This is a genomic window from Microvirga aerophila (genome assembly GCF_003332305.1).
GTDB classification, from domain to species: domain Bacteria; phylum Pseudomonadota; class Alphaproteobacteria; order Rhizobiales; family Beijerinckiaceae; genus Microvirga; species Microvirga aerophila.
The window spans coordinates 1-10,882 of sequence record NZ_QOIO01000094.1 but is presented as its reverse complement, the minus strand read 5'-3'; the positions used below and the strand labels follow the sequence as shown (position 1 = coordinate 10,882).

Annotated in this window: 10 protein-coding genes and 1 pseudogene; 8 read left to right on the top strand and 3 right to left on the bottom strand. The window is 58.1% G+C overall.

The features are described from left to right. Positions 1-123: 123 nt before the first annotated feature. Both DRB19_RS27380 and DRB19_RS27375 read right to left on the bottom strand, forming a co-directional pair. Positions 124-1,038, bottom strand: coding sequence for a beta-1,6-N-acetylglucosaminyltransferase (locus DRB19_RS27380; protein WP_245439863.1), 915 nt, complete (start codon positions 1,036-1,038; stop codon positions 124-126). A 248-nt stretch (positions 1,039-1,286) separates the two neighbouring features. Next, entirely contained in the window at positions 1,287-2,495 is a 1,209-nt protein-coding gene (locus tag DRB19_RS27375; RefSeq protein WP_245439862.1) for a polysaccharide biosynthesis/export family protein, read from the bottom strand. Between the two features lie 816 nt (positions 2,496-3,311). Between DRB19_RS27375 and DRB19_RS27370 the strand changes: the two genes are divergently transcribed. From DRB19_RS27370 to DRB19_RS30845, 7 genes are all read left to right on the top strand, one after another. After that, positions 3,312-4,865 (top strand): exopolysaccharide biosynthesis polyprenyl glycosylphosphotransferase, encoded by a 1,554-nt coding sequence (locus DRB19_RS27370; protein ID WP_114189142.1) that lies wholly within the window; start codon positions 3,312-3,314, stop codon positions 4,863-4,865. A 98-nt stretch (positions 4,866-4,963) separates the two neighbouring features. Then, complete coding sequence (locus DRB19_RS27365) at positions 4,964-5,242, top strand: COG3415 family protein (RefSeq protein WP_114189141.1); 279 nt, start codon at positions 4,964-4,966, stop codon at positions 5,240-5,242. 275 nt (positions 5,243-5,517) lie between these two features. Further along, positions 5,518-6,801: an IS21 family transposase gene (gene istA, locus DRB19_RS27360; RefSeq protein ID WP_162815909.1), complete on the top strand. Its 1,284-nt coding sequence runs from the start codon at positions 5,518-5,520 to the stop codon at positions 6,799-6,801. Then, positions 6,801-7,589: an IS21-like element helper ATPase IstB gene (gene istB, locus DRB19_RS27355; protein ID WP_114189139.1), complete on the top strand. Its 789-nt coding sequence runs from the start codon at positions 6,801-6,803 to the stop codon at positions 7,587-7,589. Before istA ends, istB begins: the two co-directional genes overlap by 1 nt. A 401-nt stretch (positions 7,590-7,990) precedes the next feature. Continuing rightward, positions 7,991-8,197, top strand: coding sequence for a hypothetical protein (locus DRB19_RS30405; protein WP_147023369.1), 207 nt, complete (start codon positions 7,991-7,993; stop codon positions 8,195-8,197). Continuing rightward, positions 8,172-9,128, top strand: a complete 957-nt coding sequence (locus DRB19_RS30850) for a recombinase family protein (RefSeq protein ID WP_210207545.1) — start codon at positions 8,172-8,174, stop codon at positions 9,126-9,128. The genes DRB19_RS30405 and DRB19_RS30850 overlap by 26 nt, the downstream gene beginning before the upstream one ends. Then, a complete protein-coding gene (locus DRB19_RS30845; RefSeq protein WP_210207544.1) occupies positions 9,100-10,275 on the top strand; it encodes a recombinase zinc ribbon domain-containing protein in 1,176 nt (391 codons plus the stop codon). The genes DRB19_RS30850 and DRB19_RS30845 overlap by 29 nt, the downstream gene beginning before the upstream one ends. Here DRB19_RS30845 and DRB19_RS30400 read toward each other — a convergent pair. After that, positions 10,270-10,407 carry a hypothetical protein gene (locus DRB19_RS30400; protein WP_162815908.1) on the bottom strand — a complete coding sequence of 46 codons (138 nt, stop codon included), beginning with the start codon at positions 10,405-10,407 and terminating at the stop codon, positions 10,270-10,272. The genes DRB19_RS30845 and DRB19_RS30400 overlap by 6 nt on opposite strands. Between DRB19_RS30400 and DRB19_RS27340 the strand changes: the two are divergent. Next, positions 10,351-10,701 (top strand): annotated as a pseudogene (locus tag DRB19_RS27340) (DDE-type integrase/transposase/recombinase); the annotation flags it as partial. The gene DRB19_RS30400 and the pseudogene DRB19_RS27340 overlap by 57 nt on opposite strands. Positions 10,702-10,882: the final 181 nt, after the last annotated feature.

Sequence of the window (10,882 nt, the reverse complement as noted above, 5' to 3'; positions counted from 1 at the left end):
CGAACGCCTTCGCCCGACAAACTTACCAAGCCCGGAACGTTGCATAGGCCGTGGATCACATACGGGGGCAGGTCCAGCCGGTCATGCACTAACATTAACCCCGGACCACTCGCTGGGGGCCGGTTAGCCCCGGCTTCTGCGTAGCTCTAAATCTATCTTGGCGAGGAGCCCGTTACTTTCAGTTGAGTTAACCTTGCGTAGGAAGAGCTTATCTGACTTGGCTACTTCATCCCAGTCTTCCAAAGTGAATACCTTACGTAGCGAAGAGGTTCTGATCAGATGAAGGTTTGCGACCCAACGATTGCCACGGCCAATGAATGGCTGGAAGCCACCAGCTAGCGCGTGAAATGATGAATTTGCAACAATCGTGTGGAAGTAAAGTTCATCAGGCGCAAATGTGTACTGAAAAAACTGAAGCTTCGGGTCCTTTGATGCTTCTATGATCATCTCAGCACACGGACGGGTAATAGCCCACCACTGACTACCGTAAGCTGGAGTTAGCTGGCCTAAAGACTTGCTCCAGTTCCTTCTGAACGGTTGAGCTGCCCTCGAACTAAGACGCGACGCAATTTTAGCCAAGGAAAAGCGGCCTTGTAGCAAAGCTGAGAAGTAGTCCTCTGACAGGTAGAGCCTATCTAGCTTCTGCGTATAGTGCTCACTGGAATTGGTGATATCAAAGTATTTTATAAATTCCTTATCAGGATATTTCTTGAAAAATGACACCATTTCGTAATTGTTCTTGAGAGGATAGCATTGCCCAGATAGGAGCACAAATCTCTCGGTAGAAGTTGTTGACAGGGCCGTTTTCAGTGCCGCAAGTGTCGCCTGCACTAAAGAGAATGCGCCCCAGTGTGTTTCAAGGTTCGGTGTGACAAATTGTGTATTCACAACTGAGGTTGCAAACCCGTTGAGAGACAACGATTTACGGTCCAAATGGATAGTCTTCATGGATGCTCTTGGGAGCGCTTCAATGAGCCTTTCCAAATGAGTGGGGTCCGTATGTGCAAGAATAATGAACCCAATCGACGCCTCTGACATCTGGTTACAAGTCCGCATCATAGCTGGATCTGTGGCGAGACGATCGCGACGCAATACTCAACCTCTGACATGTTCTCCACAAGTAGGAAGGCACCTATCTCTACATTTGGCAAGATGTCTAGTGTTTGTAAGTTATGAGAAGGTGTAGGGGGCTCGCACGCCTTAGAAATGTGTTTGTCGTCTGCCTGCGGTTCAGATTTCCTTAGTTTTAAGGCGAATATTGCGTCAACACCTGCCGGAACTCCCCCTCACCGCTCGCTGGGTTCAGATTTTAGAGTGATCTGGACTATATCACCTGGTTTCAGTAACATATCCTGACCAGCTGTGATCTGTTCCTCACCGTCCGCACCCATCCGAAAGACGACGATCTCCGGGTTACCGCCCGTTCCTCGGACAAGTTCTGACCGAACCGTACCAACATAGACAATCTTTTCTTGGGCCGCTCTCAGCCGCGACCGAGCGGCATCAAGCTCCATGGAAGTGGTCTGCAATTCGTTCATGATATTCATGTGGCGATCGTCATCAAGCTTTTGAAGACGCCGACTGAGTTCGTCGCGCTGGACCTCTACCTGCGTGGCAAGTGCACTAGTCTGCAATTGCCGGGTGGAAGACAGTAGCAAAGCGCGCCGCGCGTCGGTAACGCGTATAACTGTACCTTGTCCCTTATCTAGCAGCCCCTTGACCCGCTCGAACTCCGCTACGTCGAGACGAACTCCCTCGCCCTCCTGTTGCTGCTGAGCATTCAGAGTTGAAAGGCGGGCATCAGCCTGCTTAATCGCATTATTGAGATAGGATTTTTCTCGGTCGTGGTCGACTTTGCGGGCATTTAAGAGTTCCGCTTCGAAATTTCTCACCTGTGGGAGTGGCACAGACTCCGTCGAGCTCTGAGGTAATATCTTCAACTCAAATGTGGCCTTACTGTCCAACTCGGCTTGCAGGCGAGCAACGCGAGCTTCCTTTTGTATGATCTCCGACCGAAACACCTCGTATTGACTCCGCAGGTCCACCAACTCAAGCACGGGGTTGCTCATTCTGAATCGAGTGATGTCGTATCCACCGGCGGCGGAAATTGCTTGGCGGACAGTCATATTTGGCCGGTACGCCTGCTCTCCTGGTTTTGAGATATCTCCATCAAGATAGATCGGCCGATACTCAACAATGTTCACTAGAACTTCCTCAGGTGTAATCGCTGAGACGCTGTCACGAGTGTCCGCTGCCCGCATCCGAACCATCTTCGTGGACAGTGCGCTTCCTAATGCGTTGCGAACCTCCAAAAGAGAAAGCCCGATGACTTTCAGGGAGCCGATAAGTGGAAAAACGATTTCGCCGTCTATGTTCACCGCAGTCTTGTAACGGAGGTCTGGAGAGCCAACAACTGCGATTTCAAGTACATCCCCTACACCAAGTCGGTACGCTGCCCATGCATTTGTTGGCGTTAACTGCAATGAAGTTATCATCCCAGCTAACGTCAGTAGCCGAAGATATGAGTATAGGCGCAATCTCGTTCTTAATGCCGTTAACATGAAGGAAAGCTTCGAGGTGTGAGCGTTGTGGCTAGGCCTAACAGCTTGAACTAAGAGCAGATGCTCCGCGTGGTGTGTGGCTAAAACAGGGCAGGTTGGACATAGGCCCCCAAAAGCAAGTCTGCATTTAAGTTGAACTTATGTTGTTGGACACCCAACTCAATGTCCGAAAGCAGGCTGTTATCAGCCTAATTATCGACAGTTAGTCTCAAGGCCTATGGCACAGCCTCCGGACAGTTTGAGCTTGTGGAAAGAGCGCTCATCTCTATGCAAAGGCAACATAGCCGGCGCAAATCAGCAACCGTGCCTTGAAGCCCCCTCTCGCTCAGATTAATTAAAACGCCGCATCCCTACACCAGAGCGCGGATTACGCTGCTTTCGTCTCCGCGGACATACTGAAGGTCGCGCCTAGCCTCAAGTTAATAGGAACCCAGCCCACTCTAGAGCCATTATGATCCGCTCCTGCAGTGGGATCAAGAGCGCCAGAGAGCCCCATCGTTCATGCGGAGGTTTATACGATGGCTCCAAGAACCGGAAATCGTTATCGCCAGTTCGTGCCATTGTAAAAAAAATCCGCTCCCCCAAAGCCAGGCGAAACTCCCTTCGACAGGAACAGCGATGAAGGCCGCACGGCAGTCGCCATGAAAACGCCTGAAGTGTTCTATTATTTGAGGTTTACTGCGCAGCACGCTCATGGGATCGGTCGCGTTTTGGTGCTGTTGAATTTGCTAATTGGCTGGAACTTTAGCGATGCATGTAAACCCGCACGGTGGCCTTGCAGAGGGTCAATGCACGCCCGCAGAACAGATCCCTTTAGAGTTATTCGATCCGAAAATTGAAGCGTCAAGCGCCCGACCAGCTCCTTTAGAGGCAGAATTTGACGACCTCGGTGCAAGGCAAGATAGAACTAATTACACATTCCAATACAATCCAACGGCGAGGCGACTTTCATCCTGCGCAATTGCGCTATCCTATATGTTCATGGATATCAGCGCGATTGCTGTCTGCGGGATAATTCCGATCTTAGCCTACCTGAAGGGAGACTATAAAGTTTATACCCTTCACATTAATGCTATAACGGTGGGACTGCTGACGTTTCTCGCTCTCTCAAAGGTATTAGGTCTTTATAGAACACCGACGATCCTTGAGGGGCGCCGAGCTGTCTTAGGATTAACGGCAGCACTGCTGTTAACCTTCTTCGCCTTATTGATAGCTGCAGCGGCGACTAAAACGACAGATGCGTACTCCCGCGTTTGGTTTTTTACGTGGATTGCTGCCTCGATTGCCTTGACAGTTGCGCTGCGGGCTGGAGCACTATCGCTCGTAAATGCTCGATTAAGCAGCGGTGCATGCCAGCAATCAGCGCTAGTCGTCACCTGCGGGATTGGCAGTCTCTCTACTGATGTGCTTGCCTCAGCGACGCACAATCGTATTCGAGCATTGGGCCATATAAAAGCTGATAAGTTAGAGCATGTTCCCGATCTAGGTCGGTTCATTCAGAAGCTCAATCCAGAAATTGTGATATTCGATGTGCCATGGGCGGATATCGAGGTCGCTTCGGCAAGATTAGCGTTGTTGTCCCGCTACGCCGTCGAAGTTCTCTTGCTTCCTCGAGTGGGTGGTGCTTTACACCCAATCATTGACTGCCAACAATTCGGTACTCATGTTTTCCTCCGGACTTCCCGAGCCCCGATTCGGGACTGGGACCGGATCTACAAGCGTCTTGAGGACCTAACTATCGCATTTATTGCGTTGAGCGTTACCTCACCGCTGCTGTTACTTGTTGCAGCGGCCATAAAACTCGATAGTAAAGGCCCGGTCCTGTTCAAGCAAAGGCGAGCCGGCTTCAATGGAAGCTTGATTGAAGTATGGAAATTCCGGTCGATGTACGTTGACGCAACAGATCCAGATGCATCTCATCAAACGAGCAAGGATGACATGCGTGTTACGAGAGTGGGACGTTTCATAAGGCGCAACAGTCTTGATGAATTCCCTCAACTCTACAACGTAATCCGTGGCGAAATGTCGATTGTAGGACCGCGTCCACATGCTTTGAAAACATCCGTTGATGGTAAACCTCTCGACACAATTGTCGAGGAATATGCCTTTCGGCATCGTGTAAAACCGGGAATAACTGGATGGGCGCAAGTAAACGATGCGCGCGGAGAAATGGTTTCTGTGGATCAGGTGAAGAAGCGCGTAACCTACGATCTATACTATATTAACAATTGGTCTATTCTGCTAGACATCAAAATTATTGTAATTACGATGTTCAAATTGGCAAGGGGTGACGGGGCCTATTAAAAAGTGTTCCTCTTGGCTAGAGCATAGGACAGGAACGTGGATTCGACGGGTTCTCTTTAGGCTGAAGCTGTGATTCCCTTCTGACCAGGAGGTGGATCATGACCCAGAGCTACTCTCTCGACCTGCGTGTGCGCGTGGTGGCATTTGTGGACGCCAGCCACTCCTGCCGGGCGGCGGCGCGCCACTTTGGGGTCAGCGACAGCTTTGCCATCAAGCTGCTGCCGTGCCAGAGACCGTCCGGATCGCCCACCCCGGCCCGTCAAGGCCGCCCGCCGGGAGGCGGCATGCTGGTGGCCTATGGGGCTTTCCTGATCCAGACCGTCGAGGCCGAGCCCGCCATCACCATACCCGAACTCGCGGCTCGGCTTCACCAATAAAGAACACCTGATGGCGGCCGAGTGCGCACGCGCTGACGTGCGGGATGAGCGCCGGGTTTGGGTACGCCAGCGCCAGCCACGCATGCGCCAGCAGTCACAACGCTTGGTGTTCCTCGATAAGACCCACGCCAACACCAAGATGACCCGCCTGCGCGGGCGCTCTCGCCGGGGCCAGCAGTTACGCACAAGCACTCCCTTTATCGGGCGACATGTAAAACTGGCCCCCTGACGACATGAAGAACTGGCCCCCTCGCGCCTACTTTTGAGAGGACGGGATGAGGTCACAGGAATGTCAAAGTTCTCCCCGGGCGGAGGTCCCGCGGGGAGAGGTGATGCGAACGCCGGATGACGTGGCGGCGATGCTGCGGTTGAAGGCTCTGGGCTGGGGCATCAAGCGGATTGCCCGCGAGCTGGGATGCAGTCCCATGACCGTTCGCCGCTACCTGGCCGAAGGCGGCTACCGGGTCTATCGGCGTCCCATCCGTCGGCGCGCGCTGACGGGGCTCGAGGGCTGGCTGGCCGAGCGCTTCCACCGCCATGCCGGCAATGCCGATGTCGTGCGCCAGGAGCTTGTGGCCGAGAAGGGTATCGATGTCAGCCTGCGCACAGTCGAACGGGCCGTCGTCAGCCTGCGGCGAGATCTGGAAGCACAGGCGCGTGCGACCATCCGTTTCGAGACTCCGCCCGGGCACCAGTTGCAGATCGACTTCGGCGAGCGGCGCATTCTGATCGGGAGCATTTCCACCAAGGTGTTCCTGTTCGTGGCCACTCTGGGCTATTCGCGCCGCATGCATGTCCGTGCCTTTTGCAATGAGCGCCAGGAGAGCTGGTTTGAGGGGATGGAAAGCACCTTCCGGCACTTTGGCGGGGTCACCACCGAGGTTCTGTTCGACAATGACCGTGGCCTGGTCCAACACCATGACGTCCAGACGCGGGAAGTGGAGTTCAATGCCCGCCTGCGCGCCTTTGCCCGGCATTGGGGCTTTAGTCCTCGCGCCTGCTTTCCCTACCGGGCCCGTACCAAGGGTAAGGACGAACGCGGCGTTGGCTATGTGAAGAAGAACGCGATTGCCGGGCGCGCCTTCGAGAGTTTTGCCGCCCTGGAGGCTCATCTCGAGCAGTGGGTGCGCGAGGTGGCCGATCAGCGGGTGCACGGCACAACCGGCGAAGTGCCGGCCGAGCGCTTTGCCCGCCAGGAAGTCCAAGCCCTCAAGCCGCTGGACGGGCTTTCCTCATTCCAGGTTCTGCGGGAGGTCACGCGTAAGGTCCATGCCGACTGTGCCATTGAGGTTGACGGCAATGCCTACTCAGTGCCCTGGCGGTTGATCGGAGCGACCGTCCGGGTAGTGATCTCGGACAGGACCGTGCGCATCTGTCATTCCGGCCAGGAGGTGGCGGTGCATGCCCGGCAAGCGGGACGTCGGCAGCGTCTGGTCGATCCGGCGCACTTTGAGGGGGTCGCCGGCTTTGGCGGCAAGGTGGTTCGCGCCGAGCCTGTTGCGGGGATGTTGCTGCGGCCCCTGGCCGAGTACGAGGCCGTGGTCGGGGGAGGCTTCTGATGGAGGTCTCGCACGATCATCTGGTGGCGATGCTCACCCGGCTCAAGCTGACAGCGATCCGCGACCAGCTCGACAGCCTGGTGGATGAGGCAGCGCGGTGGGAGCTGACGATCCGGGAGGCCCTGGGGCTGTTCTGCGAGCGGGAGATCGCGCGCAAGGACGAGCGGCGGATCGAGATGAGCATTGGCCTGGCGCGCTTTCCCTTTGTGCGCGATCTGGCCGGCTTCGATTTTGCCGCTCAGCCGTCCATCGACAAAGGCCAGGTTCGAGAGCTGGCCACGGGCCGGTTCATTGCTAATGGCGAAGCAGTTCTGTTCCTGGGGCCGCCCGGGGTCGGGAAGACGCATCTTGCCGTGGCGCTCGGCCGGGAGGCGATCGTGGCGGGCTACACGGTCTTGTTTGTGCCTGCGCCCGCTCTGGTGGCGCAGTTGGCCAAGGCCCATGCCGAGGGGCGGCTGGAGGAGCGGCTGATGCACTATACCAAACCGAAGCTGCTGATTGTCGATGAACTCGGGTATCTGCCGTTTGAACCGGATGCGGCGCATCTGTTCTTCCAGCTTGTCTCGCGCCGCTATGAACGTGGTGCGATGCTGGTGACGTCCAACCGCGCTGTAGGCGAATGGGGGTCGGTTTTTGGCGACGCCGTTGTGGCGACGGCGATTTTGGATCGCCTGCTTCACCACAGCCATGTGCTGACGATCCGGGGAGACAGCTATCGTTTGCGGGAGAAGCGTCGCAGCGGCCTGTTGAAGGCTGCTGTTGCATCCGACCCAAAGGGGTCAGCCTAATGCGGAGGGTCCAGTTTTAGATGTCGCAAAGGGGCCAGTTCCGAATGTCGCTTGAAACCCTTCGGCCATTGGAAAACCCACACGTTCACCACGGGCATGGCAGAAGACCCCTATTGTTGATCGGCCCGTATCTCATGTGACGATCATTGATCCCCATCACGCCCTGATCGGACAGCAGTTCGAGCTCGTTTCTGTGCACTCCGCACGGGGCCCAGCCTTTGTCGTGATTGCGCTGCCCGATGGCCGCCGGCGCTCCGTTCGCCGGTCCATCACCGATTTGGCTGGAGCCCCCAGCACAAACAGATCAGACGAGGCCCTGCGGGTCAGCGTCCGCACTCTGCTCCCACTGGCGCAGCATTTGGCCACGATGATGACCGGGTCCGCACAGAAGGGGATCGGCCATGGCCAAACGCATCCTGTCGCGCCGGGAGGCGGCTCCTCCGGCAGCGCTGAACCATTCCAGGCCCATCCCGCCGCGACCGTGGCGGAGCCTCCCGCCCGAGACCCAGACGCAGATGGCTCAGCTTCTGGCCGAACTTCTGCGGCGGATGCACCCGAGGCCGCCGATCCGGGAGAGCGCAGATGGTGACCCCTCCGAACCTGTCTGACGACCACCTCACGGCCGCTCGTCGGGCCAAGCTGGCCTATATCTACGTGCGCCAGTCCTCGTTGACCCAGGTCAAGCAGCATCAGGAGAGTACCGAGCTGCAATACCGTCTGGTTGAGCGGGCTGAAGCTTGGGGCTGGCCGCGCGCCCGGATCCACGTCATCGACGAGGATCTCGGCAAGTCCGGCGCCGGCACCGCCGAACGTTCCGGCTTCCAGAAGCTGATCACCGAGATCAGCCTCGGCCATGCCGGCCTGGTCATCAGCCTCGACGCCTCGCGCTTGGCGCGCAACAATCGCGACTGGCATCAACTGCTGGAATTGTGCTCGCTGTTCGGCGTGCTGATCGCCGATGGCGAGCGGCTGTTTGACCCCTGTGCCTATCACGACCGTCTGCTGCTCGGCCTGTCCGGCATCATGAGCGAAGCGGAGCTGCATCAGATCAGGCTTCGTCTGCACCAGGGGCAGCGCCAGAAGGCGGCTCGCGGTGAGCTCAGCCTGCCGGTTCCGGCCGGCTTGGCCTACGATCCCGCCGGGGCCGTCATCCTCAACCCGGACGAGGAAGTGCAAGCCCGCTTAGCCCTCGTGTTCACCGCGTTCCGCGCGTGGCACAGTGCCCATGCAGTGATGCGCCATCTGCGGGCCAATGGGCTGCCGCTTCCGGTGCGGTCCTCCCGCGGGCCAGCCCCGCAGGAGGTGATCTGGCGCGAGGCCACCAGCGCCCGGGTGCTCAGCATCCTTCACAATCCCGCCTATGCCGGCGCGTATGTTTATGGACGCCGGCATCGAGCCCCGGGCCAGATGCGAGCGGGATCCCGTCGGCCCGGCCACCGTGGTTCCCATCGGCGAGTGGGCGGTGTGCCGTCAGGCGGCTCATGCCGGCTACATCAGCTGGGAGGAGTTTATGGCCAACCAGCGCCATCTGGCCGATAACACCAACCATCCCGCAGCGGGTCATCCGGGTGCGCCCCGCAAGGGCCTGGCGCTCCTGCAGGGGATCGCGGTGTGTGGCCGGTGCGGTCGCCGCATGAGCGTGCACTACACCGGTCCGAACGGTGATTATCCGGGCTATGTCTGCCGGACCGACCGGGATCAAACGGGGGCTCCGTCGTGTCAGGTGGTGCGGGCCCTGGCGGTGGATGCCGGCGTGGCGCAGATCCTGCTGGAGGCGCTCAAGCCGGATCAGATCGCGATTGCGTTGGCCGCCCTTGGGCAGTTGGACCGGGAAGCAAAGCAGCTGGAGCGGCAGTGGGCGCTGCGGCGCGAGCGCGCCCGCTATGAGGCCGAGCGCGCCCGGCGCCAGTACGATACCGTCGAGCCCGAGAACCGGCTTGTGGCGCGCTCTCTGGAGCGGGTCTGGGAGGAGAAGTTGCGCGTCGTGGAGCGGATCGAGCAGGATTACGACCTTTGGTGCCGTGAGCAGCCCCTGGTGTTAGGTGACGACGATCGCGATGCCCTTCGGGCTCTCGGCCAGAACCTGCCGCAGGTGTGGCACGCCAGCAGTACGAAGGCCGCCGACCGCAAGCGCATCCTGCGCTTCGTCATGCGCGAGGTGATCCTCGACCAGACGAAGCTCAAAGGTCATGTCTGGCTCAAGATCGTCTGGCACACCGGTGCAACCAGCGAGCATATCGTGCAGCGCCGTGTTCACACCTACAACGACTATGCCGATCGCGATCAGCTGCGGCAGCGGATCACGCAGCTGAATGCCGCCGGCACGATGGACAGGGAGGTTGCGCAGGTTCTCAACCAGGAAGGCTTCACGGCGGCGTGCGGCTGTCGCTTCCAGGGTGAGACTGTCTGGCAGTTGCGCACCCGATGGGGAATCGCCCCGGCGAAGATCAATGGCATTGCGGCCAATCCGCCGCGCTGGTCGGATGAGAGCTTCTCGGTTCAGGGTGCGGCCGCAGCCTTGAGGGTGACGACGCAAACGGTCCTCACGTATCTGGCCGATGGGTTGCTGACCGGTCGCCAATTACGCAAAGGACAGCCTTGGCAGATTGACCTGACAGACGATCAGATCCGTGACCTGAGGGCACGGCTGCAACGCACCAGACGACCAAAAAAGGAGGCATCATGAAAACACCTTCACCGCAGGGCTGCGCTGCCATGAGCTGAGCGCGCCCTGGGTGATCGATGGCCCGATCACCTGGTCGGCGGCGGCACGTTCAAGGACTATGACCTCGGCTTCATCCACATCGACATCAAGCATTTGCCTAAGCTGCAGACCGCCAACGGCGAGCGCCGCAAGCGCTTCCTCTATGTGGCCATCGACCGCTGCTCCCGCTGGGTGCACCTGGCCGTCAAAGACGACGAGCTGACCACAAGTGCGGTTGCCTTCCTGACAGAAGCGGTCCGCGCCTTTCCCTTCAAGATCACGCACGTGCTCACCGACCGCGGCTCGTGCTTCACCGCCGATGGTTTCGAGGACGCCTGCCGTACGCTGAAGGTGCAGCATCGCAGGACCAAGCCGCACCATCCCTGGACCACTGATGTGATCGACAAGAGCTTTTTACATCATCTTGGTGTATTCTCCTCTGGCGCACGGGTGACTCTGTGGCAAAGAGCAGGGCTTGAGGTGCAAACCCTGCCGCGCAGCCTTTATCGTCGCTCCTCCTTTAGAGCGCCCGTGCGCACCTTTCCCGATCTCGGGCCACGAGGGTTCCAGCCTGCCACGAACCGGGTGT

Coding starts and splice junctions, on each gene's coding strand:
- istB (WP_114189139.1), top strand. CDS start 6,801: ATGGAGGTCTCGCACGATCATCTGGTGGCGATGCTCACCCGGCTCAAG.
- istA (WP_162815909.1), top strand. CDS start 5,518: ATGAGGTCACAGGAATGTCAAAGTTCTCCCCGGGCGGAGGTCCCGCGG.
- DRB19_RS30845 (WP_210207544.1), top strand. CDS start 9,100: ATGGCCAACCAGCGCCATCTGGCCGATAACACCAACCATCCCGCAGCG.
- DRB19_RS27380 (WP_245439863.1), bottom strand. CDS start 1,038: ATGTCAGAGGCGTCGATTGGGTTCATTATTCTTGCACATACGGACCCC.
- DRB19_RS30400 (WP_162815908.1), bottom strand. CDS start 10,407: ATGCTTGATGTCGATGTGGATGAAGCCGAGGTCATAGTCCTTGAACGT.
- DRB19_RS27375 (WP_245439862.1), bottom strand. CDS start 2,495: ATGATAACTTCATTGCAGTTAACGCCAACAAATGCATGGGCAGCGTAC.
- DRB19_RS27365 (WP_114189141.1), top strand. CDS start 4,964: ATGACCCAGAGCTACTCTCTCGACCTGCGTGTGCGCGTGGTGGCATTT.
- DRB19_RS30850 (WP_210207545.1), top strand. CDS start 8,172: ATGGTGACCCCTCCGAACCTGTCTGACGACCACCTCACGGCCGCTCGT.
- DRB19_RS27370 (WP_114189142.1), top strand. CDS start 3,312: ATGCATGTAAACCCGCACGGTGGCCTTGCAGAGGGTCAATGCACGCCC.
- DRB19_RS30405 (WP_147023369.1), top strand. CDS start 7,991: ATGGCCAAACGCATCCTGTCGCGCCGGGAGGCGGCTCCTCCGGCAGCG.